Source organism: Kluyvera sp. CHPC 1.2972 (assembly GCF_036759925.1).
GTDB lineage: Bacteria > Pseudomonadota > Gammaproteobacteria > Enterobacterales > Enterobacteriaceae > Kluyvera.
On sequence record NZ_JAPKIB010000013.1, the window covers coordinates 25,617 to 50,453 of the forward strand.

Genomic DNA, 24,837 nt, shown 5'->3' on the forward strand with positions numbered 1-24,837 from the left:
GTCAGAGAGGAATTTCTGCGCAGGTCGAGCCTATCCTTACACAATTTAGGGGAAGTTGACTGTGATCGATCGGGAGAAATGACAAGAAACCCCTCAAAATATAAGGAGTTTCTTATGTCTAAGCGGGGAATTTGAACGCGAGGCATTGCCCGGTGGCGCTTCGCTTACCGGGCCTACAAAGTGCCAGAAACGTAAGCCGGATAAGCGCAGCGCCATCCGGCAAAATATTACGCCGGGCGCACACCCAGCGTGTGGCAAATGGCGTAGCTCATTTCCGCACGGTTCAGCGTGTAGAAGTGGAAATCTTTCACCCCTTCACGGCTCAGGATTTTAACCATGTCCATCGCGATGTTGGCGCCCACCAGCTTGCGGGTTTCGGCATCATCGTCCAGGCCGTCGAACATCGTCGACATCCAGGCAGGAATGCGCACGTTGGTCATGTCGGCAAATTTCTTCGCCTGTTTGAAGTTCGAGACCGGCAGGATGCCCGGAATAATTTCTACATCAATACCCGCCGACACGCAGCGGTCACGGAAGCGCAGATAGCTTTCGACGTCGAAGAAGAACTGAGTGATGGCGCGGTTTGCCCCGGCTTCCACTTTACGTCTCAGGTTAAGCAGATCCGCCTGAGCGCTTTTCGCTTCCGGATGCACTTCCGGGTAGGCCGCTACGGAGATATCAAAATCCGCCACGTCTTTCAGCAAAGTGACCAGGTCGGAGGCATACATTTCCGGTTTACCGCTGCCCGGTGGCAGGTCACCACGCAGGGCGACGATATGACGGATGCCGTTGTTCCAGTAGTCCTGGGCGATGGCGCGCAGCTCGTCGCGCGTGGCATCAATGCAGGTCAGGTGCGGCACGGCTTCCAGACCGGTGCGGTCTTTAATGCCTTTAATAATGCTGTGCGTGCGGTCGCGCTCACCGGAGTTCGCCCCGTAGGTAACCGAGACGAATTTCGGCTTCAGGCTGCTTAGGCGATCGATAGAGTTCCACAGGGTTTGCTCCATTTCACTGGTGCGCGGCGGGAAAAACTCGAAAGAAACGTTAATCTGCCCTTGAACCTCGGCCAGACTCTGATTCAGCGCTTCCCGCTGGTTGGCGTGAAAAAAGCTCATACCTTACCTCTATCAATCACGTGTCATTATTGTTGTGTTGTGAACATCTATCCGTTTAGACGTCTGGATGTAAAAATGCCGCAAAAACGGACGCCCGTCAATAGAAAAATCCGCGTAAAAAGTGAGTAATTTGCAAGGGCAATGAAAAAAGCGCATCTGCTGCTGCGGCGAAGCGAACACCGCAGCAAACAGGCTTATTGCTTCACATCTCTCACACGCATACCGTTCAACATTTCATCGGTTAGCGCACCGCCCGTTTTAAAGTAATCGACGACCGCATTGGAGACATAGTAGCCGCCCGATGTATTGCGCGCACTGCCTTCGGTAAAGGCCGTAAATCCATCACCACCATCGGCAAGGAAACTATTGGTGGCGACGTGATAAACCGCAGTATCTTCTATCGGTTTACCGCTCAGGCTAAATACCTTAACCCGCTGTCCTACAGGCTTGCTGCTGTCATACTGCATCTCCAGCCCTTTAGACACCTGCAATACGCCGTTGCTCAACCCTGCGCCATGCTCCATCAAAAGACGCAGTTGCTTTCCAGTCAACTCCATGGTGACCAGTTCGTTAGGGAACGGGAAGGTGCTGATGATGCCGCCCATCGTGACCGCCCCCGCAGGTATTTCATTACGGATCCCCCCTGAGTTAGTCAGTGCAAGCTGGGTATCTTTACCAGCAGCCGCCAGCAATGCGTCGGCCGCCAGATTGCCCAGCGAGGACGATTCGCCGTAAGCGCGAGTCAGTTCAACGGGTGCCTGTGTTACCGTCTGTTGCACCACTTTATCGAGTTTTTTATTCCAGCCATCGATGACCCGCTTAGTCTCCGGATCCGGCTGCCATTCATCGGCAAAAATAGTTTTCAGCTCAAAGTGTTTTACTGAGAAGTCATGCGGTTTCTCTTTGTAGTCCAGCACCAGTTTGCCGACGTCAATACCGCCGCTATCGGTGGATAAGATCAGCGTTTTGCCAACCTTAATCGGCTCCGGCGTGCCGACGTGCGCATGGCCGGTAATTAAAATATCCAGCCCTTTCACCTGACTTGCGGTCTGAATATCTTTATCCAGCGCTCGGCGCACATCGGTATTCCCCTGGCTGGACTGGCGCGCAGGCGTACCCTCATGAATCAGCGCCACCGTCAGATCCACTTTGCCCTTTAGCTCATCAATATAGCGCTGTAGCCATTTCACCTCATCGCGTGCTTCTATACCCACTCGGGTCGCCGCTGAAACCGTATCATCAAAAGCAAACACGCCATGCAGCCCGATAACACCGATTTTTACCCCGTCCTTTTCAATGATGGTGTACGGTTTATCCCAGAACATCTTGCTGCTGTTTTGATAGAAAATATTGCCCTGCACAATCGGAAAATGCGCCTGACTCAGCTGCAATAGCGTGTTGTCCCAGCCGTGGTCGAACTCATGATTTCCCATCGTCACCGCATCAAACGGCATGGTGTTCATGATATCGATAATCGCCTTACCCTTCGTCAGGCTACTGATATACGGCCCGGTAAAGTAATCCCCCGCATCAAAAAACCACGTGGCTTTATTTTTTGCTTTCTCCTGCTTCACCAGCGTAGTGATATTTGCCCAACCACCGATATCACGTTTTCCATCCGCTATCCACGGCACCTTATAGGGCTCTACGTGCGCATGAAGATCGTTGGTATAGATAATGGTGACATCCTTCGCGCACGCCCAGAACGGCAACGTCAACAGAATACCGGCAGCAATAGTTTTTAGCTTCATAATCAATCCCTTTCAGTCATATAAGGAATCGCTACGTTACGTTCTGAAAGGTTTTTTTATGTGAGTAGAATCACAGCGACAGGCGATAGTCGTAGCGGAAAATTAACGACCCACTGAAATCGTTGGTCACATGATGGATTCACTCTTTACGATTAACACCTGCAAAACGTATGGATGCCGTAATTTAGGCTTAGCCACGTCGCCAGACTACCAATGGCCGGATTACCGACTTGGCTACCCGGCCCTGCATTGCCAGGCCTGTGGAAGCTATCCGCCACTCTTCAACAAAGAGGAGTTTCAGCACTGGGCAACGACATACCTCTCACGCCATGCTCAGGAACACGGCCATTTTTGCCCCGCTTGTTTTCGAACCGGGATAATTCGCTATGGGCACAACCCCGGCGGCAACCAGCGGTTGCAGTGTCAGCATTGTAGAAAGGTATGGACGCCAAAACGGCAACGGATCACGCCGACTACGCCCCCGGAAGCCATTTGCAGCGTACCGTTTATCGTCGATTTCCAGGGCGCACTCACGGCGCAGAAGCTTTATTTTCTTTTCAGTTTCGACGCTATTCGCGGCAATATCATTCATTTATCCAGCAATTTTTCACCTGATAAGCCCGGAGATTCCTTGCACTACCGCTGGAAAGGCATCTACCCCATCGCCTCCGATCATCACAATATTATTCAGCGTGTTGCCCTCAAAGAGAGACAGTTTCTCCAGCGCAGCCAATTTGACGAGATCCAATACGGCCCAGCCGACCTGAAGCGCAACGCCAGAGGTGCTTTTCTTCGGCCCGTCATTACGGCGCACGCCCATTTTCGCGTGCTAAAAATCCGTTTTCCTGACGTCAGCATCCATGTTGTTGCGCATGAGTGTTTTCTACGCGGCGCGGTGATTACCGCCTGGTCAGAGCAATTTCGACACCGCCGGGCTTCGCTCTGGTTTGTTGAAGATAATATCGTCGATGAAAATAGTACGGATGCCTGGCGGCTAATGGGGAAAACCTGGCATGGGTGGTGGCAAAATCAGTGGCAGCTCTGGCAGCAGGGCCAGAATCAGAAAATGGTCTGCCTCCTTACCGATACCCATCAGGAAAAAGGCGGCGAGATAGACCTCACGGCCAGTCGTCTCTTTTTTCATTGGCTGTCGCAGCAGGTTGAATTTCAGCAAGCCCCCCGCTATTCCGCCGCGCACCTTACCCACCGGATGCAGGCATTGGCAGAGCAATACAATGCCCGGTTTGTGTAGCCAGGCAATAAAAACGCCGATTTTATACCGCTATAAATTGCGATCTGCATCTCATATTTCTCATACGTCGTAGTTCTGAACAAAAATTCCATTGCAGACGTTAATGACTTGTTTCACGATAAGTAGAACGTTCTACTATAACGTTATACCTAATATAAACAGGGTTACTAAAAGCACGCACGAAGAGGCGTCTATCGGGGGAAATCAGTATGAGTCTGATTCAAAGTGTTGTTAAATCGCTTTCCAAACTGTCGATGATTGGCCGCGCGCTGATGCTGCCGATCTCGCTTCTGCCCGCAGCGGGCTTGCTGCTGGCGTTCGGGGATAAATTCCATCTGCCGCTGATGATGAACGCCGGTGGGATTATCTTCGACAACCTGCCAATGCTGTTTGCCATCGGCTCTGCCGTCGGCCTGGCCTCCGAATCCGGCATCGCGGCGCTATCTGCCGCCGTCTCCGTGTTTGTCACCAACATCACCATCAGTACCGTGCTTGGCATTACGCCGGAAATGGCGGCGCAAGGCGGGAAATACGCCATGGTGGTAGGTATTCCTACCCTGCAGATGGGCGTCTTTGGCGGCCTGATTTGCGGCATCCTGGCGGCGTGGTGCTTTAACCGCTTCCACAAAATGCAGCTGCCTGAGTTCCTCGGCTTCTTCTCCGGCAAACGCTTCGTGGCGATTGCCACCGCGCTGCTGTCGTTCGCCCTCGGCTTGATCCTGCCGTACATCTGGCAGCATATTCAGGCGGGCATCGACGCGCTGTCGGTGGTGATCAACGGTGATAACCAGGCGGCCTCGACCTTTATCTTCGGGCTGGTTGAACGTGCGCTGATTCCACTCGGCCTGCACCACATCTGGTATCCGTCTTTCTGGTACTCCTTCGGCGACTACACCACCCACGCCGGTCAGGTGATCCACGGCGACCAGACAATCTGGTTCAAAATGCTGGAAGAAGGGGTAAAATCCTTCAGCAGCGATACCTACCAGAACGCCGGTAAATTCATGCAGGGCGAGTTCCCGCTGATGCTGTTCGCGCTGCCTGCCGCCTGTCTGGCGATGTACCACGAAGCACATACCAAGAATAAAAAGATCGCCGCCGGTATTCTGTTCTCCGCCGCGCTGACCTGCTTCCTGACCGGGATCACCGAACCGGTTGAGTTCACCTTTATCTTTGTGGCGCCGATTCTCTACGTCTTCAACGCCATCATGGCCGGTCTCTCCTACATGGTGATGTACCTGCTGCATGCGCATATCGCCAAGTCGTTCTCGGCCGGGCTTATCGACTACATCTCCTTCGGGATCCTGCCGTCGTTTAACGGCTACCAGACCAACTTCCTGAATGCGATTATCGTCGGTATTCCGATGGGGCTGATTTACTACTTCACCTTCCGTTTCGTCATCCGCCGTTTCGATGTTAAAACACCGGGCCGCACGGAAACCACGGTCAGCGCCAACGACAAAACCGATGAAGACCTGGCAACGGAGATTATCGACCTGCTGGGCGGTGAGCATAACATCGCGTCCGTAGGCTCCTGCATTACCCGCCTGCGTCTTGAAGTGGCGGATAAAGGGCCGGTGGACAAAGATGGGCTGAATAATATCGGTGCTCGCGGCGTCGTTTTCGTCGGCGATCACGGCATTCAGGTGATATTTGGCGCGCGAGCGCAATTTATCGCGGAAACCATGTCGACGATGATTGGCAAATAATCATAAGATTATGATCGGTTGGAGGTTCCCGTTTCTGATGGGGACCTCCTTATTTTGTGTGGATTGGCTCGACGGCTCAGGGAGTGATTTTTGAAGAAGGTCAGCATAATAGATGTGGCAAAACGGGCGGGCGTTTCCGTCTCCACCGTGTCCCTGGTGCTTCGCCAGAAAGGCAAAATTTCCGATGCCACCATCGAAAAAGTGCAGGCCGCCATTCATGAGCTGGGCTACGTTCACAACGTCGCCGCCGCCAACCTCCGTTCGAATACCTCCAACCTGATTGGTCTGATCCTACGCGACTTCAGCGATAGCTTTTCCATCAAAGTGATGGCAAGCATCGTGCAGGAGCTGGAAGCGCAGGGCTACATGGTCTTTCTCGGCCAGCCGCTGAACGAACACGAGCATCTCGAGCGCTGCCTGCTGTCGTTTAAACAGCAAGGCGTTGCCGGTGTGATTTATCTGGCATCCGATGTCCGCAGTGATAACCTGCCCGCGCAAATTCGTCAGTGCCCGCTGCCGCTGGTCGTCGTTTCACAATCACCGATTAAAGACGAGTGCAACCGAGTGCTGCGCGATAACCAGCAGGCGGCCAGTCTGGCGACACGCTATCTGCTGGAGCGCGGTCATCGCTATATTGCCTATCTTGGCGGCCTGGAAAACGATCTCATCCGCCAGCAGCGTCTGATGGGCTTTCGCAGTACCCTCACCCGCCTTGGGATCGGTTATCGCGAAGAGTTCAGCCCTGCCTGCGGCAACGATACCTATGCCGCGAGCGTGGCCACGCGCCAACTGCTGGAAAATAACAACGCCATTACCGCGCTGCTGTGTCATTCACCGGATGCCCTGATCGGCTGTATTGATGGGATTCATAAGGTGGGACGTACGGTAGGTAAAGATGTCTTCCTGACGCAGCAGGTCGCGCTGATTGGCTTTGAGGACATGCTGCACATCAACCTCACCTCACCGGCCTTTACCTATGTCTCTTCCGCCAGCGAAGAGAGCGGACGGCAGGCGGCAACGCTGATGATCCGCAAGCTCAAAGAGCCTGCGTTAGAGAATCAGTCAATTACGCTTTCCGGTCAGTTGGTAACGCGCGAATCGGCCTGAACCACCTCCCGCAGCCAGGCAAAACGCGCCGCGTTTTCCGGTAACGTCACCAGACCACACTGCACGCAGAGCGTCGTTTCATCAATCGGCCTGAACACCACGCCCTGACGCTGAATGGCGGAAAAAGAGGCGGGAAACAGGCTCAGCCCTTCGCCGCGAGCAATACGCGCCAGCAGCACATCGTGTTCCAGAGGTTCTTCCAGGCAGGCGGGGGCATAGCCCGCACGGCGGAAAATATCGCGGGTAAAGTCGAAGAACGCCGGATTACGTTCGCGTTTAAACCAGAATAACGGTTTGCCGTTGAGCGTGCTCAACGTCAGCCGTTCTTGTTCCGACTCCGGCCATTGCGCGGGCAGCGCGGCAATCAGCGGCTCCTGCCGATTGAGCCACGTCACGCTGAGCTCCGAGGCCTCCAGCGGTAGTGCGACCAGCGCGGCATCCAGTTTCCCCCAACGCACCTGACGCACCAGCTCCGGTGAACCATGGCGCACCACGTGCAGCGTCTCCACCTGCGCCGCCAGCACGGCTTCCAGTGAAGCAAAAACCCCCTGTTCAAACGCAGTGGTTAGCCCCACACGCAGCGACGGTGCTTCAGCCTGAGCAAGCTGGCTCAAGGCGGCATAGGTCTTAGCCTGCTGCGCTAGCAGCGGGCGAATAATCTCCAGCACTCGCAGCCCCTCAGCCGTTAACGTCAGCCCTTTGCTATGCCGGACAAAAAGGGTCACCCCCAGCCGTTCTTCAAGCTGGCGAATGTGGCGACTTAGCGGCGGCTGCGACATATACAGTCGGTCAGCCGCGCGGCGCATATTGTTCTCTTCCGCCACCACGGCAAAGTAGCGCAGCAGGCGGATATCCAGAGCATGTAAGGGCGACGTAGTCATACCGAAAAGGTATCACGAAAACGGTATTATCCAAATGGATCCACGCGCTCTATCTTCTCGTCATACGCTAACTCACGAGGGGTTTATCATGGATTCAGAACGCTATATTACCGGTCAGAAAATGCTGCAACAGGTTGATGGAAAAGGAGGGGATGCCGTTGTCGATAGCCTGAAGGATATCGCCCCGGACTTCGCCCGCTACCTGCTTGAATTCCCATTTGGCGATATTTATGCACGCCCGGGGCTGGATTTGCGCAGCCGGGAAATTGCCACCGTCGCCGCGCTCACCGCGATGGGTAACGCCGCACCGCAGCTTAAGGTACACATCGCCGCTGCGCTGCACGTTGGCTTAACGCAGGAGGAGATTATTGAAGTGATGATGCAGATGGCGGTTTATGCGGGATTTCCAGCGGCGCTAAACGGCCTGTTCGCCGCAAAAGAGGTGTTTGCGGCGAACAGCAAGCGCTAATTACAGCAACTGCGCCAGGCGGTTGATATCCGACTGAATTGCCCCAGCCGTCACGTCGCGCCCAGCGCCCGGCCCGCGAATCACCAGTGGGTTATCGCGGTACCAGCGGCTTTCAATCGCAAAGACGTTATCGCACGGCAACAGCGACGCCAGCGGGTGTTCCTGACGCACGGCTTCCACCCCAACGCGGGCTTTGCCGTTCGCATCAAACCGCGCCACGTAACGCAGCACCAGCCCCATCTCCTGCGCCGCTTCCAGGCGCTGGAGCATCTGCTCGTTCAGCTCATCGCCATTTTCAAAGAAGTGGTCGATTGAGCCCTCTTCACAGTGCGCAGGAACCAGAGACTCTACGCGTACCTGATCCGGCTCGATGTCGTAGCCCGCTTCGCGCGCCAGAATCACTAGCTTACGCATCACGTCTTTACCCGAGAGGTCTACACGCGGATCGGGCTCGGTCAGCCCCTGCTGCCAGGCCTGATCCACCAGCTCGGTAAACGGCACGCTGCCGTCGAACTGCAGGAACAGCCAGGAGAGCGTGCCGGAGAAGATACCGCTAATGGCCAGAATGCTGTCGCCGCTATCGATCAGATCTCGCACGGTGTGGTTCACCGGCAGACCCGCGCCAACGGTCGCGTTATACAGCCAGTGGCGGCCGGTTTTATCGAACGCGTCGTGGATCTGGCGATATTTATCGCTGCTGCTGGCCCCGGCCAGTTTGTTGGCGCTGATCACGTGGAAACCGTGGCTGGCAAAATCAAGGTACTGATCGGCCAGCTGCGGGCTGGCGGTCACATCCAGCACCACGAGATCGTCGTACGGGTGGGCGCGCATCCACAGGAACAGCGACTCCTCATCCTGCTCGATGGCTTCATCGTCGAAGAAGGCCAACGCGCGGCTGGCATCCAGCCCTTCATAGTTCAGCAGGCTGCGGCGACTATCCACCACCCCGGCCAGCACAAACTCAAAGCCGGTGCGGGCAGAGAGCGTGCTCTGCTCACGGGCAAACAGCTCCAGCCAGCGGGAACCGATGTTGCCTTTACCGAACAGCATCAGGCCGATACGCTTTTCCGCGCGGAACAGCGACTGGTGCAGGCCCTGAATCAGGCTTTCAGTTGGCCCCGCACGTAGCACGGCGACCAGGCTGATGCCCTCTTCCGACTGCCAGGTAAACTCCACCGGCTGGCCTTTCAACTGCTGCCAGAAACGGTGGCAGTGCAGCGGGTTACGGGTGACGCCCGCACCCACCATCGCCACCAGCGCCAGACCCTGACGCAGGCGAAGCTCGCCCGGCAGGCCCGCTTCATCGAGAATTTTCAACGCGCTGTCGGCCACTTCCGAGGTGTAGCAGAACTGCAGCAGCTTATGGTCAGCGTGCACGCCTACCGCCAGTGGGCGAATTTGTGCGCGCTTAAGCAATTGGTCGATTTCTTTATGCGCCAGCTTAAAGTCCTGGCTTGCCGGAACGCGGAACTCAATCAGACAGACATCATCATGGCTGGTGACGATACGCGCGCCGGTGCCGGAAGCGAGCACGCGCTCAATGCGCGTCGAGCCCTGATCCGGCGAATAGCTACAGCGTAATTGCAGGTCGATATCGCTGCCGGAAACTGGCTGCAGCGTACGGGCGTGCAGCACCGGGGCGGCAAGACGCGCCAGCTCGCTGGCTTCGTCCAGACGCAGCAGCGGCAGCAGGCAGGCATCTTTGACTTTACGCGGGTCGGCGCTGTAGACCCCGGCCACGTCGCTCCAGATGGTGACGCGGGAAACGCCCGCCAGCGCGCCGATTTGCGTCGCGGAGTAGTCCGAGCCGTTACGCCCCAGCAGCACGGTTTCACCCGCGTTGTTGCGGCTGATAAAGCCGGTCACCACCAGACGTTTACCCGGATGCTGTGCCAGAAGCTGTTGCAGCAGCGGATAAGAGAGGCCTTCGTCTACCTGCGGCTGCGCGGAGCGCTCGGCGCGTAAGAACGCACGCGCATCCAGCCATGCGGCGTCCAGGCCTTGCAGCTTAAGGACTTCCGCCATCAGACGCGCCGACCACACTTCACCGTGACCGACCACTTCTGCATATACCGCGTCGCTTACGCCGTTATCTAAAAGCTCAGCCAGACGCTCCAGGTCATGAATAAAATCAGCGATCATGCCGTCGGCAATTTCGGCAGGCAGCAGGCCGCTAATCAGCTCAGACTGATAGCGGCGCAGCGTCTGCTGAACCTGATGCGCAGAAAGGCGATCGGTCTGGCTGAGCTTCAGCCAGCTAATCAGCTGGTTGGTGGTGCTCCCTGCGGCGGAAACGACCATCATATCGCCGGGCTGAGAGTACTCAGTCATAATGCCGGCAACGCGCAGGTAACACTTCACATCCGCCAGACTACTTCCACCAAATTTATGCAGCTGACGCTCATTCGCCCCTGCCTGCGCAATCACACTCATGTTTACCCCTCGGCTGCGACCCGGAATCCATTTTCCAGATCGGCAATTAAGTCCTGGCTATCTTCAATACCGGTTGAGATACGCAGCAGCGTCTCAGAAATACCTGCGGCCGCGCGCGCTTCCGGGGCCATGCCCGCGTGGGTCATGGTCGCCGCGTGAGAAATCAGGCTTTCAACCCCACCCAGCGATTCCGCCAGCGTGAAGAGTGACAGCCCGCTCAGGAAGCGACGCAGCGTCTGTTCATCACCGTTCAGTTCAAAGCTCAGCATCGCACCAAACCCTTTCTGCTGGCGAGCGGCAATTTCATGCCCCTGATTATCCGGCAGAGAAGGATGATACAGCTTTTTCACCAGCGGCTGGGTTTTCAGGAAATCGACAATCGCCTGGGCGTTACGCTGCGCCACGTCCATACGGGGTACCAGCGTGCGCAGACCGCGCAGCAGCAGATAGCTGTCGAACGCGCCGCCGGTGACGCCGATATTATTCGCCCACCATGCCAGTTCCGTGACCGTTTCAGGATCTTTTGCAATCACCACGCCCGCCACCACGTCAGAGTGACCGTTCAGGTATTTGGTGCAGGAGTGCAGGACCAGATCCGCGCCCAGCGCCAGCGGATTTTGCAGCGCCGGGCTCAGGAAGGTGTTATCGACCACGCTAACCGCACCGGCCTCACGTGCCAGTTGGCAAATTTTGGCGATATCCACCACGCGCAGCAGCGGGTTGCTTGGGCTTTCCACCAGCACCAGCTTCGGTTTTTCAGCCAGCGCCGCTTTTAACGCTTCATCATTGCCCTGATCGACAAACAGCACGCGATAGCAGCCACGTTTTGCGAGACTATCGAACAGACGGTAGCTGCCGCCGTAGCAGTCGTGTGGCGCCACCAGCAGGTCGCCAGGCTTGAGGAATACGGTGGTGACCAGGTGAATCGCCGACATGCCCGTGTTGGTCAGAACCGCGCCTGCGCCCCCTTCCAGCTCGGCCAGCGCCCGCTGAACCACATCACGCGTCGGGTTACCGCGACGAGAGTAGTCATGCGCACGCGGCTCGTTAAAACCGGTAAAGTTATAGGTACTGGAAAGATGAATGGGCGGGACAACACAACCATACTGCTCGTCGTCATTTAATCCGCTACGCACTGCGATGGTGGCCTGTTTACGGGTCATGAGGATTCGTTCCTGGCAAGGTCTGTGAAAAGTCAGACCCCAGAGTAAACATTGTTGCCATAGCCGTCAATACATCTAGACTTCTAAACTTCTTTGCGTATAGATTGAGCTATTGGCAAATAGCCGTTAAAATTATACGCATTAGCGCACATCTGCGAAGCCTAAGCTCGTGTCACATCAGGCCTCTCTACGGTAAACTACGCGCGATCACGGCCGTAACCCGGCCTGTTAACTTATGACTAGAGGATTAAAGGTATCTCATGGCTGAATGGAGCGGCGAATATATCAGCCCATACGCTGAGCACGGTAAGAAGAGTGAGCAAGTAAAAAAAATTACGGTTTCCATTCCTCTGAAGGTGTTGAAGATCCTCACCGATGAACGCACGCGTCGTCAGGTGAACAACCTGCGTCACGCTACCAACAGCGAACTGCTGTGTGAAGCGTTCCTGCATGCATTTACCGGTCAACCGTTACCTAACGATGAAGACCTGCGTAAAGAGCGCAGCGATGAAATTCCGGAAGCGGCAAAAGAAATTATGCGTGAGCTGGGGATTGACCCGGAGACGTGGGAATACTGATTGGCAGGCATAAAAAAAGCAGAAAGTAATTTCTGCTTTTTTTTCGAATTTTTTCAGCGTCTTAGAAGCGTGTTACTTCAGGATGCAGTTCAGACATAGAGATCAGGTAAGAAACAAAAACGTTTTTGATTGCGGTCAGCATAGTCACACCTTTACCCATAGTTATTTTGTGGTCGTTTGATGGGCAAATAATAAGCTTATCCGCAGTGCGGTGCAATATTTTCGTGACGCACATCACAAAAAAATGGCGACTGCCGAAATTCAGAGACAAAAAAAGCGCCCTGAGGCGCTTTTTTCGTTAGGCAACTTACTTGCTGCCTGGGATGCTGAAGCGCTTGTTGAAGCGGTCAACACGGCCACCGGTAGCAACATCACGCTGCTTGCCAGTATAGAACGGGTGGCATTTACCGCACACGTCCAGGTTCAGATCGTGACCTACGGTAGAGCGGATTTTCATGATGTTACCGCAAGAGCAAGATGCAGTAATTTCTTCGTATTTCGGGTGAATATCTTTTTTCATGGGGAAAACCTCGGTTAAGGCCGCGTCGCTCTTCCAGCCCTAACGCCAGACACCACGCGATGTTAATAGTATAGGTCAGTGATACAAAGATGTATCAAAGGCGGCGAATCATACAGAATTTGACCAGCAGATGCAAACTGATCCGCACTCCTACAATGTGTATACTGTCTCGCCAGATTTCAAGTCAGGAAGAAAACATGCCCGTTGCTCACGTTGCCCTGCCTGTTCCATTGCCCCGTACGTTCGACTACCTGCTGCCTGACGCTTTCAGCGCTAAAGCGGGCTGTCGCGTGCGCGTGCCGTTTGGTAAACAAGAGCGCGTTGGCATCGTGGTTTCGGTCAACGAAAGCAGCGAACTCCCACGCGATGAACTGAAAGCGGTGATTGAGGTGCTGGACGGTGAGCCGGTCTTTTCTACCTCTGTCTGGCGGCTGCTGCTTTGGGCGGCAGATTATTACCATCATCCTATTGGCGACGTACTGTTCCACGCGCTGCCGATTATGCTGCGTCAGGGCAAACCCGCCAGCGCAACGCCGCAGTGGTTCTGGTTTGCGACCGAGCAGGGCCAGGCCGTTGATATCAATACGCTGAAACGATCGCCGAAGCAGCAGCAGGCGCTGGCCGCGCTGCGTCAGGGGAAAATCTGGCGCCATCAGGTGGCAGAGCTGGAATTTAATGAAAGCGCGTTGCAATCGCTGCGCACCAAAGGGCTTTGCGAACTGGGTAGCATTGCGCCGGAAACCACCGATTGGCGCACCACTTATTCGGTACCAGGCGAACGCCTGCGGCTCAACACCGAGCAGGCCACGGCGGTAGGCGCGATTCATAGCGCGTCCGATGCGTTCTCCGCCTGGCTGCTGGAAGGGATCACCGGCTCCGGGAAGACGGAAGTCTATCTTAGCGTGCTGGAAAACGTGCTGGCGCAGGGCAAACAGGCGCTGGTGATGGTGCCGGAAATCGGCCTGACGCCGCAAACCATCGCCCGCTTTCGCGAGCGCTTTAATGCGCCGGTCGAAGTGCTGCACTCGGCGCTGAACGACAGCGAACGTATGGCCGCCTGGCTCAAGGCAAAGAGCGGCGAAGCCGCGATTGTCATCGGCACCCGCTCCTCGCTGTTTACACCGTTTAAGAATCTCGGCGTGATCGTCATCGACGAAGAGCACGACAGCTCCTATAAACAGCAGGAAGGCTGGCGCTATCATGCCCGCGACCTCGCAGTTTGGCGCGCTCATAGCGAACAGATTCCGATAATCCTCGGCTCAGCCACGCCGGCGCTGGAGACATTGCTCAACGTGCGCCAGCATAAATATCACCTGCTGCGTTTAACCCGGCGCGCGGGCAACGCACGCCCGGCAACGCAGCACGTGCTCGATTTAAAAGGTCAGCAGCTACAGGCCGGGCTCTCACCGGCGCTGATCAACCGCATGCGTCAGCATTTGCAGGCCGACAATCAGGTGATTTTGTTCCTCAACCGCCGAGGATTCGCCCCTACGCTGCTGTGTCACGACTGCGGCTGGATTGCCGAATGCCCACGCTGCGACAGCTATTACACCCTGCACCAGGCACAGCATCATCTGCGCTGTCACCACTGCGACAGCCAGCGTCCGATCCCACGTCAGTGCCCTTCCTGCGGCTCGACGCACATGGTGCCGGTGGGTCTGGGAACGGAACAGCTGGAGCAGGTGCTGGCGCCGATGTTCCCCGGCGTGCCGCTATCACGTATCGACCGCGATACCACCAGCCGTAAAGGCGCGCTGGAGCAGCATCTGGCGGAAGTGCATCGCGGCGGCGCGCGTATCCTGATTGGCACCCAGATGCTGGCAAAAGGCCACCACTTCCCGGACGTGACACTGGTAGCCCTGCTGGACGTTGACGGCGCGCTCTTCTCCGCCGATTTCCGCTCGGCAGAGCGCTTTGCCCAGCTTTATACCCAGGTCTCCGGCCGCGCCGGACGCGCAGGTAAACAGGGTGAAGTGGTTCTGCAGACGCACCATCCGGATCACCCGCTGCTGCAAACGCTGCTCTATAAAGGCTATAACGCCTTTGCCGAGCAGGCGCTGGCCGAACGCCAGACCATGCAGTTGCCGCCGTACACCAGCCATGTGCTGATTCGCGCCGAAGATCATAACAACCAGCAGGCGCCGGTCTTCCTGCAGCAGTTGCGTAATCTGATACAGGCCAGCCCGCTGGCGGACGATAAGCTGTGGGTGATTGGCCCGGTTCCGGCGTTAGCGCCGAAGCGCGGCGGCCGCTACCGCTGGCAGATACTGCTGCAGCATCCCTCACGCATTCGCCTGCAGCACATCGTCACAGCCAGTCTGGCGCTCATCAATACGCTGCCGGAATCCCGCAAGGTGAAGTGGGTTCTCGACGTTGACCCTATCGAAGGTTAATGCAGAGTTGCGAGCCGGATCTAGAAATCAAACAAACATCACATTTCTGATGAAAATTCTGTAACGGATCCCCCTAACTATCTGATAAAAGTGTGTCAGATGTCAGGTCACATAGGACGTGCCTGCGCCAGTTAGCGAGGAGAAAATCAGGTGAAGGCTAAAAAACCGGTTGTTGCCGCAACCATGAAGGATGTTGCCCTACAAGCGAATGTCTCTACGGCAACCGTATCTCGTGCATTGATGAACCCCGAGAAAGTCTCGCAGGCGACGCGTAACCGCGTTGAGCAGGCCGCCCTGGAAGTGGGTTACCTCCCGCAGATGCAGGGGCGTAACATGAAGCGTAATGAATCGCGCACGATTCTGGTCATCGTCCCGGATATCTGCGATCCCTTCTTTAGCGAAGTGATCCGCGGGATCGAAGTCACCGCCGCAGCACAGGGCTACCTGGTACTGATTGGCGACTGCGCGCATCAGAACCAGCAGGAAAAAACCTTCATCGATTTAATCATCACCAAGCAAATTGACGGCATGCTGCTGCTGGGCTCGCGTCTGCCGTTTGATGCCAGTATTGAAGAGCAGCGCAACCTGCCGCCGATGGTGATGGCTAACGAATTTGCTCCGGAGCTGGGGCTGCCTACGGTACATATCGACAACCTCACCGCCTCGTTCGATGCCGTTAACTATCTCCACGAACTCGGCCACCAGCGCATCGCCTGTATCGCCGGGCCGGAAGAGATGCCGCTGTGCCATTATCGCCTGCAAGGCTACGTGCAGGCGCTGCGTCGCTGCGGTATCACCGTCGACCCTCACTACATCGCCCGTGGCAACTTTACCTACGAAGCCGGTGCCAACGCGCTGGAACAGCTTCTAGCACTGCCGCAACCGCCAACCGCCATCTTCTGCCACAGCGATATTATGGCGCTGGGCGCGCTCTCTTATGCCAAACGCCAGGGGCTGAAGGTGCCGGACGATCTGTCCATTATTGGCTTCGATAACATCTCGCTGGCAGAGTTTTGCGACCCGCCGCTCACCACGGTTGCCCAGCCGCGTTTTGATATTGGTCGTGAAGCCATGCTGCTGTTGCTGAACCAGCTGAGCGGGCAGTTTGTTGATAGCGGTTCGCGTCTGCTGGATTGCGAACTGATCATTCGCGGCAGTACAAGCAAAATTTGATGTAAAGCCGGGTGCTTTAGGACTTGCTTGTCTGGTCAAAGCCCCGTCGCTTAAGTAACATGTCGGGCTAACTAACGGAAAAAGACAGCGAAACGATAGTGGCACAACGAGACTATGTACGCCGCAGCCAACAGGCACCTTCGCGGCGCAAGAACAGCGCTTCACGGAATACACGGAAAAAGCAAAGTAACTTTCCGGCAGTCTCTCCTGCCATGGTGGCGATTGCTGCTGCAGTCGTCGTCGCCTTTATCGGCGGTTTGTACTTCATCACGCATCATAAAAAAGAAGAGTCTGAAGCACTCCAGAGCCGCCAGGTGACCGGGAACGGCCTTCCGCCGAAGCCGGAAGAGCGCTGGCGCTATATCAAAGAGCTGGAAAGTCGCCAGCCGGGCGTGCGTGCGCCAACCGAACCGTCTGCGGGCGGGGAAGTGATCAACCCGAATCAGCTTACCGACGAGCAGCGCCAGCTGTTGGCCCAGATGCAGGCGGATATGCGCCAGCAGCCAACGCAGCTGACGGAAGTGCCGTGGAACGAACAAACGCCAGCACAGCGCCAGCAAACCTTGCAGCGTCAGCGTCTGGCACAGCAGGCTCAGCAACAGCAATGGTCTCAGCAACAGGTCGTGCAGCAGCCGCAAACGCGCACCGCGCCACCGGTTCAGCAACCGCACCAAACCCAGACCCAGCAGCCACCTAAGGCAACGGCCTCCAACAAGGCGCCGTATCAGGATCTGTTGCAGACACCAGCGCACACCGCCGCCTCGCAGCCAAAAGCGCAGAGCAATAACGGTATCCCGGAAGTGCGTGAAGTGACGCCACCGCCGAAACCAGAGAAAAAAGACGATCGCCGCTGGATGGTGCAGTGCGGCTCCTTCAAAGGTGCCGAGCAGGCGGAAACCGTTCGTGCGCAGTTGGCGTTTGAAGGCTTTGATTCCAGAATCACCACCAACAACGGCTGGAATCGCGTGGTCATCGGCCCGGTCAAAGGCAAAGAGAACGTCGATAACACTATCGCCCGTCTGAAGCTGGCAGGTCACGGAAACTGCATTAGGCTCGCCTCCGGGGGTTGAAACCCCCAAAAACCCCCCCATCTATACTTACATTCTGCCCCGTACGCGTAACCGCGATACGGGGCCCCTACATATCGTATTTGCAACAAAGGGGTCTGCTCGTGACAACAATAGTAAGTGTTCGCCGTAACGGCCACGTCGTAATCGCCGGTGATGGTCAGGCCACGTTGGGCAATACCGTCATGAAAGGCAACGTGAAAAAAGTTCGCCGTCTGTATAACGACAAAGTGATCGCCGGCTTCGCGGGCGGCACTGCGGACGCCTTCACGCTGTTCGAACTGTTTGAACGTAAACTGGAAATGCACCAGGGTCATCTGGTCAAAGCCGCCGTTGAGCTGGCGAAAGACTGGCGTACCGACCGTATGCTCCGCAAGCTGGAAGCCCTGCTGGCGGTCGCGGACGAAACCGCGTCGCTTATCATCACCGGTAATGGTGACGTCGTGCAGCCAGAAAACGACCTGATTGCTATCGGCTCTGGCGGCCCGTACGCCCAGGCCGCTGCCCGTGCCCTGCTGGAAAATACCGAGCTTGGCGCACGTGAGATTGCTGAAAAAGCGTTGAGTATTGCAGGCGACATCTGCATCTATACCAACCATTTCCACACCATTGAAGAATTACCATCTAAGGCGTAAGGATCTCCCATGTCTGAAATGACCCCACGCGAAATTGTCAGCGAGCTGAACAAACACATCATCGGTCAGGACGCCGCTAAGCGTTCCGTGGCTATCGCCTTACGTAACCGCTGGCGTCGTATGCAGCTCGATGAAGAGCTGCGCCACGAAGTCACGCCGAAAAACATTCTGATGATCGGCCCAACCGGCGTCGGTAAAACCGAAATTGCCCGTCGCCTGGCGAAACTTGCCAACGCGCCGTTCATCAAAGTGGAAGCCACCAAGTTCACCGAAGTGGGCTATGTGGGTAAAGAAGTGGACTCTATCATCCGCGATCTGACTGATTCTGCTATCAAAATGGTACGTGTTCAGTCTATCGAGAAGAACCGCTACCGCGCAGAAGAGATGGCGGAAGAGCGCATTCTCGACGCGCTGATCCCACCGGCAAAAAACAACTGGGGCCAGGCTGAGCAGCCGTCTGAGCCATCTGCTGCACGTCAGGCATTCCGTAAAAAACTGCGTGAAGGCCAGCTGGACGACAAAGAGATTGAGATCGATCTCGCGGCGGCACCGATGGGCGTTGAAATCATGGCGCCTCCTGGCATGGAAGAGATGACCAGCCAGCTGCAGTCCATGTTCCAGAACCTGGGCGGCCAGAAACAGAAACCGCGTAAGCTGAAAATCAAAGATGCGATGAAGCTGTTGATTGAAGAAGAAGCGGCGAAGCTGGTCAACCCGGAAGAGCTGAAGCAGGACGCGATCGATGCGGTTGAGCAGCACGGTATCGTGTTCATCGACGAAATCGACAAAATCTGTAAGCGCGGCGAATCCTCCGGTCCGGACGTTTCCCGTGAAGGCGTTCAGCGCGACCTGCTGCCGCTGGTAGAGGGCTGCACCGTCTCCACCAAACACGGTATGGTCAAAACTGACCACATCCTGTTTATCGCTTCCGGTGCATTCCAGGTAGCGAAACCGTCTGACCTGATCCCTGAACTTCAGGGTCGTCTGCCGATTCGCGTAGAATTGCAGGCGCTGACCACCAGCGACTTCGAGCGTATCCTGACGGAGCCAAATGCCTCCGTTACCGTTCAGTACAAAGCGCTGATGGCCACCGAAGGCGTGAACATCGAGTTCACCGAATCCGGTATCAAGCGTATCGCTGAAGCGGCATGGCAGGTTAACGAAACCACCGAGAACATCGGTGCTCGTCGTCTGCATACCGTGCTGGAACGTCTGATGGAAGATATCTCCTATGACGCCAGCGACCTCAACGGACAAAGCATCACAATTGATGCGGAATACGTGAGCAAACATCTGGATGCATTAGTCGCAGATGAAGATCTGAGCCGTTTTATCCTATAATCGCGTTCACTGCATTTTCATCTTTAATTGATGGGGCTGAAAAGCCCCATTTTTATTGGCTAATTATTATGACAAATACACCTGTAAGCCGCTCTCAGGCCTGGCTGGAAAGTCTGCGCCCGAAAACGTTACCTCTGGCCTGCGCGGCGATTATCGTCGGTACCGCGCTATCGTGGTGGCAGGGGCACTTCAATGCGGGCGTTGCCGTACTGGCGCTGATCACCGCAAGCCTGCTGCAAATCCTCTCTAACCTCGCCAACGACTATGGCGATGCGGTGAAAGGCAGCGATAAACCGGACCGCATTGGGCCGCTACGCGGGATGCAAAAAGGGGTGATAACCAAAGAACAGATGAAGCGCGCGCTGATTATTACCGTCGGGCTTATCTGCATCTCTGGTCTTGCTCTGCTGTTCACCGCTTCGCAGACTCCCGGCGACTTTATCGGCTTCCTGGTGCTGGGGCTGTTGGCGATTATTGCCGCCATCACCTACACCGTCGGCACGCGCCCGTATGGCTACATTGGCCTTGGCGATATCTCGGTGCTGATCTTCTTCGGCTGGCTGAGTGTGATTGGCAGCTGGTACTTACAGACGCATACTCTGAGCAGCGCGATTATTCTGCCCGCTACCGCCTGCGGCCTGCTGGCGACGGCGGTACTCAATATCAATAACCTGCGTGATATCGACAGCGACCGCGAAAACGGCAAGAACACGCTGGCCGTGCGTTTAGGGCCGGTTAACGCCCGCCGCTACCACGTCTGTCTGCTGATGGGGACGCTAGTTTGCCTGGCGCTGTTCAACCTGCTCTCGCTGCATAGCCCGTGGGGCTGGCTGTTTATCCTCAGCGCGCCGCTGCTGGTGAAACAGGCGCGCTTTGTGATGCGCGAGCGCTCGCCGCAGGCGATGCCGCCGATGCTGGAACGGACGGTGAAAGGGGCGTTATTAACTAACCTGCTGTTCGTCATCGGAATTGTGCTCAGCAAGGCGCTGGCTTAACTGACAAATATCAATTAACAATTGATGATTTTGCCAACAATGCATAGAGCGCGATATACTAAAATCACTCGCAGCAACTGAGCGTTAATCCTATGAAATACGATACTTCCGAGCTTTGCGACATCTACCAGGAAGATGTCAACGTAGTAGAACCCCTGTTCTCTAACTTTGGCGGGCGGCTGTCGTTCGGTGGGCAAATCATCACCGTAAAATGTTTCGAGGATAACGGGTTGCTGTACGATCTGCTCGAACAGAACGGTCGTGGCCGCATTCTGTTAGTCGACGGCGGCGGTTCTGTCCGTCGCGCGCTGATCGACGCCGACCTCGCCCGTCTGGCCACTCAAAACGAGTGGGAAGGCATTGTGGTGTATGGCGCAGTGCGTCAGGTTGATGATTTAGAAGAGCTGGATATCGGCATTCAGGCGATTGCCGCCATTCCGGTTGGTGCAGCGGGCGAAGGCATCGGCGAAAGCGACGTACGCGTCAACTTCGGCGGCGTAACCTTCTTCTCCGGCGACCATCTGTATGCCGATAACACCGGCATTATCCTGTCGGAAGATGCGCTGGATATCGAATAAGCGCCTGACGTATACAAAAAAGCCTTCTCAATGAGAAGGCTTTTTTTTCGCTCGTATCTCCCCGTTACCGGGCAAACGCGGCTTAGTACAGCTGTTTAGCGCATTCCAGCCAGTCACCTTTGAACGGACGCTTCATATTTTCGATAGCGTCGATGATGTCATGGTGAACCAGTTTTTCGTTCTGAATACCGACGCAGCGGCCACCGAAGCCCTGCTGCAGCAGTTCAATCGCGTAGGCGCCCATACGGGATGCCAGGATGCGGTCGTAAGGAACCGGGGAGCCGCCGCGCTGGATGTGGCCCAGAACGGTTGCACGGGTTTCACGACCGGTTTCAGCTTCGATGAAGTGAGCCAGTTCGTCAACGTCGCACATGTGCTCAGTAATCGCCACGATGGCGTGTTTCTTACCTTTAGCGATGCCCGCTTTGATTTCAGACACCAGGTCATCACGTTTGAATTCCACTTCTGGCACCACGATAAATTCGCAGCCGCCCGCGATAGCCGCGGCCAGAGTCAGGTCGCCGCAGTAACGGCCCATCACTTCAACAACGGAGATACGCTGGTGAGAAGAAGAGGTGTCACGCAGACGGTCAATCGCTTCAACGACAGTGCTCAGTGCGGTGAAGAAACCGATGGTGTAGTCGGTGCCTTTGATATCGTTATCAATGGTGCCCGGCAGGCCGATGCATGGGAAGCCCATTTCGGTCAGGCGCACGGCGCCCATGTAGGAACCGTCACCGCCGATAACGACCAGCGCATCGATACCACGTTTTTTCAGGTTTTCGATAGCCACGGCACGGATGTTTTCATCACGGAATTCCGGGAAACGCGCGGAGCCCAGGAAGGTGCCGCCGCGGTTAATCATGTCTGACACGCTGTAACGGTCGAGCTGTACCATACGATCTTCGTACAGGCCCAGATAACCGTCATAGACGCCCATGACTTCAATGCCTTCCGTCAATGCTGCGCGTACGACACCGCGAATGGCGGCGTTCATACCCGGCGCATCACCGCCACTTGTCAACACACCGATTTTCTTAATCATGACTACCTCTGAACTTAGGAATGCTAAAAATTAATTCTTCTGCCCGAAGCGCTCCCGCAATGTAGGGGGGAGAGAACGACTCTATGTAGAGATAGTATATCAAGCGCTTCTTGCTGAATTGATTCAGGTCAGGCTAACCGGCGGTTATTTATACAAATAATGCCGACTTAGCTCACATTTCATACAACCACTGCGAAAGTTCAAACGTCTCTGTTTGCCTGCAGCATAACAGAGCATGGATCCTGATGAATAATCACGTCGGACCCAGGAAAACGATGCAAAATCGCCTGCTCCACCTGATCGGCAACGTGATGTGCCTGAACCAGCGGCAGGTTGTCTTCCATTTCAATATGAATCTGAATAAAGCGGGTCGGCCCTGACTGCCGCGTTCGGAGATCGTGAGCACCGCTCACACCTGGCCAGGTGGTCACGATGTCGAAAATTTCCTGACGTTCTTCATCGGGCAGCGCGCGATCCAATAACGATTGCACCGCTTCGTACCCCATGCGTAACGCGCTATATAGAATATAGATGCCAATTCCTAATGCAAACAGCGCATCGGCGCGATGCCAGCCGTACCAGGAGAGGCCGAGCGCGACAAGAATCGCGCCGTTCATCATAACATCAGACTGATAATGAAGCATATCCGCGCGTACGGCCTGGCTCTGGGTTTTTCTGACCACCCAGCGCTGAAACGTCACGAGAACTAATGTACTGATAAGCGCAATCACCGTCACCACCACCCCGATGCCCGGCTGGCTCATCGGCGTTGGCCGCGCCAGATGCTGAATCCCGGTCAAGAACAGGAACAGCGCCGAACCGGAAATAAACATGCTTTGCGCCAGCGCCGCCAGCGATTCGGCTTTGCCGTGCCCAAAGGTGTGTTCCTCATCCGCCGGCTGCAGCGAATAGCGCACCACCAGCAGGTTGGTCAGCGAGGCAGCGATATCCACCAATGAATCGACCAGCGCCGCCAGAATACTGACTGACCCGGTATACCACCACGCAAAAATTTTAATCACCAGCAGCACGGAAGCCATGACCGTCGCGGCGATTGCAGCACGACTTACCAGTCGTCCATAAGATTGATTCATAAACACTCCTGCTTTCGATCTGCGTAGTATAGCGGAATGTATGAGGGGTGCGCGGTGACGAATTTAAGACAAAAAAAGCACAACGGAAACCGCCATCATGCGTTTTTTCAATCTCGTGGTATCACCCGCCGTTACTCGATAATCAGGTGTACTTTTTTACCAATCAGCGTCGCCATGCCAACCAGCGTATCCAACGTGAATTTTTCGGTTTTCTTATTCACCACATCCGATACCCTCGGGCGAGAAACGCGCAGCACCTTCGCTGCATCCAACTGTTTATAACCTTCGCGCTTCATCCAGGCAGCAATTTCACCCATCAGCTGTTTTTTAAGCGCGTCCGTTCTGGCCATCTCGGCACGAGATTCTGCGAGGAGCTTTGTTGCTTCTTCAGGCGCAAATCCGAGGTCGGCAAATACGTTGCCGTCAGCCTTCGTCACATGGCGAACTTTAGTATCAATACCTTTCGTCATTTTGCTCTCCTCCGCTGCGCAACAGCCTCTTTATATCGACTCGTAATGATGAAAACATCTCTCGGGCTGGTTTTCTGCGTCTTCTTCTGAAACCCATGGAGCACGCATACTGCATCGTCAAATTTGGCAACGTACACAACGCGATACTCACCATCTTCACCATGCAGCCTAATCTCAATAACCCCTGAGCCCCAGTCATTAATCGATTTCCAATCTGACGGCTCCTTCCCGTTTTGCACTTTATCCCGTTCAAATCCAGCCTCACGCCGGACATCAACCGGGAAAGCGATGAGATCGTCCAGAGACGTTCCCATCCACTCAATCTGCTTCGTCGCCACCCTGCGATACCTTCTCAACCCTGAAAACGTATAAAATATTATACAACAAAGGGCAAAAAACGAACAGCGTGATAATCATGAAAGATCGAACAGAAAGTGCCGGAAAAAGGACAAAAAAAACCCCCTCATCATGAGGGGGAAGACAGGGATGGTGTCTATGGCAAGGAAAAACAGGGTTTGTTACTGGTTGCTACGGGTATTGCTACTAAACAGGTTCTGACTCGGTACTGAACCTTGCTGCATCCGTGCAACGTCACGCAGCTGCTCCATACGCTGCTGGTGATTCTCATTTAAAGCCGCTTGCTGCTCCGGCGTTAACAGGCGGTACATCTGGTTGCGTACCCGCGCCATTTCTACCTGGCGGTTTACCTGCTCCTCGGCCATTTTCTCGGCCTGGGCTCGCACGGCGGCTTCATCAAATTTTTCTGCGGTGACAAGGCGATGCATTGTCTCCATTTCGCTAACATTAACAGGTGGACGATCGTGTCGTGCCCTTTGCATCAGATCGCGCATCTGTTGGCGTTGATGTTCGGTTAAACTAATACCGTCGAACATATGGCCCTGGCCGTTCCGCAGCGTATTGCTTTCCGCTGGGTGCCAGTTAACGCTGGTGACGACTTCATCGGCCTGGCTATATGCACTGAATGCCAGCGTTGAGGCCATGACGGCAGCGATAACATTGCGCATCACATGCTCCCAAAAACTTTAGTGTCGCGATTCAACGAGAGAC

The 24,837-nt window shown here is 55.4% G+C and carries 23 protein-coding genes; 12 read left to right on the forward strand and 11 right to left on the reverse strand.

Annotated features, from left to right (window positions below; translation table 11 throughout):
- Positions 1-227: 227 nt before the first annotated feature.
- Positions 228-1,115: a methylenetetrahydrofolate reductase gene (gene metF / locus V6944_RS17745; protein ID WP_185668801.1), complete on the reverse strand. Its 888-nt coding sequence runs from the start codon at positions 1,113-1,115 to the stop codon at positions 228-230.
- 194 nt (positions 1,116-1,309) lie between these two features.
- The gene (locus V6944_RS17750; protein WP_333499919.1) at positions 1,310-2,866 is read right to left on the reverse strand and encodes a bifunctional metallophosphatase/5'-nucleotidase; all 1,557 of its coding nucleotides are present in this window, start codon (positions 2,864-2,866) and stop codon (positions 1,310-1,312) included.
- A 133-nt stretch (positions 2,867-2,999) separates the two neighbouring features.
- Between V6944_RS17750 and V6944_RS17755 the strand changes: the two genes are divergently transcribed.
- The 3 genes from V6944_RS17755 to malI all read left to right on the forward strand — a co-directional run bounded on the left by V6944_RS17755 (position 3,000) and on the right by malI (position 6,934).
- On the forward strand, positions 3,000-4,118 hold the full coding sequence (locus V6944_RS17755) for a cytoplasmic protein (RefSeq protein WP_333499978.1): 1,119 nt from the start codon (positions 3,000-3,002) through the stop codon (positions 4,116-4,118).
- A gap of 209 nt (positions 4,119-4,327) precedes the next feature.
- Entirely contained in the window at positions 4,328-5,827 is a 1,500-nt protein-coding gene (locus V6944_RS17760; protein ID WP_185668802.1) for a PTS transporter subunit EIIC, read from the forward strand.
- Positions 5,828-5,917: 90 nt separating this feature from the next.
- Positions 5,918-6,934 (forward strand): Mal regulon transcriptional regulator MalI, encoded by a 1,017-nt coding sequence (malI, locus tag V6944_RS17765; protein WP_333499920.1) that lies wholly within the window; start codon positions 5,918-5,920, stop codon positions 6,932-6,934.
- On the opposite strand, the gene V6944_RS17770 is transcribed toward malI, so the two are convergent.
- The gene (locus V6944_RS17770) at positions 6,907-7,815 is read right to left on the reverse strand and encodes a LysR family transcriptional regulator (protein ID WP_333499921.1); all 909 of its coding nucleotides are present in this window, start codon (positions 7,813-7,815) and stop codon (positions 6,907-6,909) included. The two genes, malI and V6944_RS17770, sit on opposite strands and share 28 nt — an antisense overlap.
- A gap of 88 nt (positions 7,816-7,903) precedes the next feature.
- On the opposite strand from V6944_RS17770, the gene V6944_RS17775 reads away from it, so the two are divergent.
- Positions 7,904-8,284 carry a carboxymuconolactone decarboxylase family protein gene (locus V6944_RS17775; protein WP_333499922.1) on the forward strand — a complete coding sequence of 127 codons (381 nt, stop codon included), beginning with the start codon at positions 7,904-7,906 and terminating at the stop codon, positions 8,282-8,284.
- Here V6944_RS17775 and V6944_RS17780 read toward each other — a convergent pair whose 3' ends face one another.
- Together V6944_RS17780 and metB are read right to left on the reverse strand one after the other, a co-directional pair.
- Positions 8,285-10,717 (reverse strand): bifunctional aspartate kinase/homoserine dehydrogenase II, encoded by a 2,433-nt coding sequence (locus V6944_RS17780; RefSeq protein WP_220439083.1) that lies wholly within the window; start codon positions 10,715-10,717, stop codon positions 8,285-8,287.
- A gap of 2 nt (positions 10,718-10,719) precedes the next feature.
- Positions 10,720-11,880 (reverse strand): cystathionine gamma-synthase, encoded by a 1,161-nt coding sequence (metB, locus tag V6944_RS17785; protein ID WP_333499923.1) that lies wholly within the window; start codon positions 11,878-11,880, stop codon positions 10,720-10,722.
- Between the two features lie 260 nt (positions 11,881-12,140).
- On the opposite strand from metB, the gene metJ reads away from it, so the two are divergent.
- Positions 12,141-12,458 (forward strand): met regulon transcriptional regulator MetJ, encoded by a 318-nt coding sequence (metJ, locus tag V6944_RS17790; protein ID WP_012907792.1) that lies wholly within the window; start codon positions 12,141-12,143, stop codon positions 12,456-12,458.
- Between the two features lie 307 nt (positions 12,459-12,765).
- Here the strand turns inward: metJ and rpmE are convergent, their stop codons facing one another.
- On the reverse strand, positions 12,766-12,978 hold the full coding sequence (rpmE, locus tag V6944_RS17795) for a 50S ribosomal protein L31 (protein WP_234507856.1): 213 nt from the start codon (positions 12,976-12,978) through the stop codon (positions 12,766-12,768).
- A gap of 197 nt (positions 12,979-13,175) precedes the next feature.
- On the opposite strand from rpmE, the gene priA reads away from it, so the two are divergent.
- The 7 genes from priA (at position 13,176) to rraA (ending at position 21,160) form a co-directional block, all read left to right on the forward strand.
- Positions 13,176-15,371, forward strand: a complete 2,196-nt coding sequence (gene priA, locus V6944_RS17800) for a primosomal protein N' (protein ID WP_333499924.1) — start codon at positions 13,176-13,178, stop codon at positions 15,369-15,371.
- A 150-nt stretch (positions 15,372-15,521) separates the two neighbouring features.
- Positions 15,522-16,544 carry a DNA-binding transcriptional regulator CytR gene (gene cytR, locus V6944_RS17805; protein ID WP_185668808.1) on the forward strand — a complete coding sequence of 341 codons (1,023 nt, stop codon included), beginning with the start codon at positions 15,522-15,524 and terminating at the stop codon, positions 16,542-16,544.
- A 98-nt stretch (positions 16,545-16,642) separates the two neighbouring features.
- Positions 16,643-17,614, forward strand: coding sequence for a cell division protein FtsN (gene ftsN, locus V6944_RS17810; RefSeq protein ID WP_333499925.1), 972 nt, complete (start codon positions 16,643-16,645; stop codon positions 17,612-17,614).
- Positions 17,615-17,715: 101 nt separating this feature from the next.
- Entirely contained in the window at positions 17,716-18,246 is a 531-nt protein-coding gene (hslV, locus tag V6944_RS17815; protein WP_185668810.1) for an ATP-dependent protease subunit HslV, read from the forward strand.
- A 9-nt stretch (positions 18,247-18,255) separates the two neighbouring features.
- Positions 18,256-19,587 (forward strand): HslU--HslV peptidase ATPase subunit, encoded by a 1,332-nt coding sequence (hslU, locus tag V6944_RS17820; RefSeq protein WP_220439076.1) that lies wholly within the window; start codon positions 18,256-18,258, stop codon positions 19,585-19,587.
- 68 nt (positions 19,588-19,655) lie between these two features.
- The gene (gene menA, locus V6944_RS17825; protein WP_333499926.1) at positions 19,656-20,582 is read left to right on the forward strand and encodes a 1,4-dihydroxy-2-naphthoate polyprenyltransferase; all 927 of its coding nucleotides are present in this window, start codon (positions 19,656-19,658) and stop codon (positions 20,580-20,582) included.
- 92 nt (positions 20,583-20,674) lie between these two features.
- Positions 20,675-21,160, forward strand: a complete 486-nt coding sequence (gene rraA, locus V6944_RS17830) for a ribonuclease E activity regulator RraA (protein ID WP_035892355.1) — start codon at positions 20,675-20,677, stop codon at positions 21,158-21,160.
- A gap of 82 nt (positions 21,161-21,242) precedes the next feature.
- Here rraA and pfkA read toward each other — a convergent pair whose 3' ends face one another.
- The 5 genes from pfkA to cpxP form a co-directional block, all read right to left on the reverse strand.
- Positions 21,243-22,205, reverse strand: a complete 963-nt coding sequence (gene pfkA, locus V6944_RS17835) for a 6-phosphofructokinase (RefSeq protein WP_333499927.1) — start codon at positions 22,203-22,205, stop codon at positions 21,243-21,245.
- Between the two features lie 200 nt (positions 22,206-22,405).
- Complete coding sequence (gene fieF / locus V6944_RS17840) at positions 22,406-23,299, reverse strand: CDF family cation-efflux transporter FieF (protein WP_035892352.1); 894 nt, start codon at positions 23,297-23,299, stop codon at positions 22,406-22,408.
- A 131-nt stretch (positions 23,300-23,430) separates the two neighbouring features.
- Positions 23,431-23,769, reverse strand: a complete 339-nt coding sequence (locus V6944_RS17845) for a helix-turn-helix domain-containing protein (RefSeq protein ID WP_333499928.1) — start codon at positions 23,767-23,769, stop codon at positions 23,431-23,433.
- Positions 23,766-24,107 (reverse strand): type II toxin-antitoxin system RelE/ParE family toxin, encoded by a 342-nt coding sequence (locus V6944_RS17850; RefSeq protein WP_333499929.1) that lies wholly within the window; start codon positions 24,105-24,107, stop codon positions 23,766-23,768. The genes V6944_RS17845 and V6944_RS17850 overlap by 4 nt, the downstream gene beginning before the upstream one ends.
- A gap of 180 nt (positions 24,108-24,287) precedes the next feature.
- Positions 24,288-24,794: a cell-envelope stress modulator CpxP gene (gene cpxP, locus V6944_RS17855; protein WP_185668815.1), complete on the reverse strand. Its 507-nt coding sequence runs from the start codon at positions 24,792-24,794 to the stop codon at positions 24,288-24,290.
- Positions 24,795-24,837: the final 43 nt, after the last annotated feature.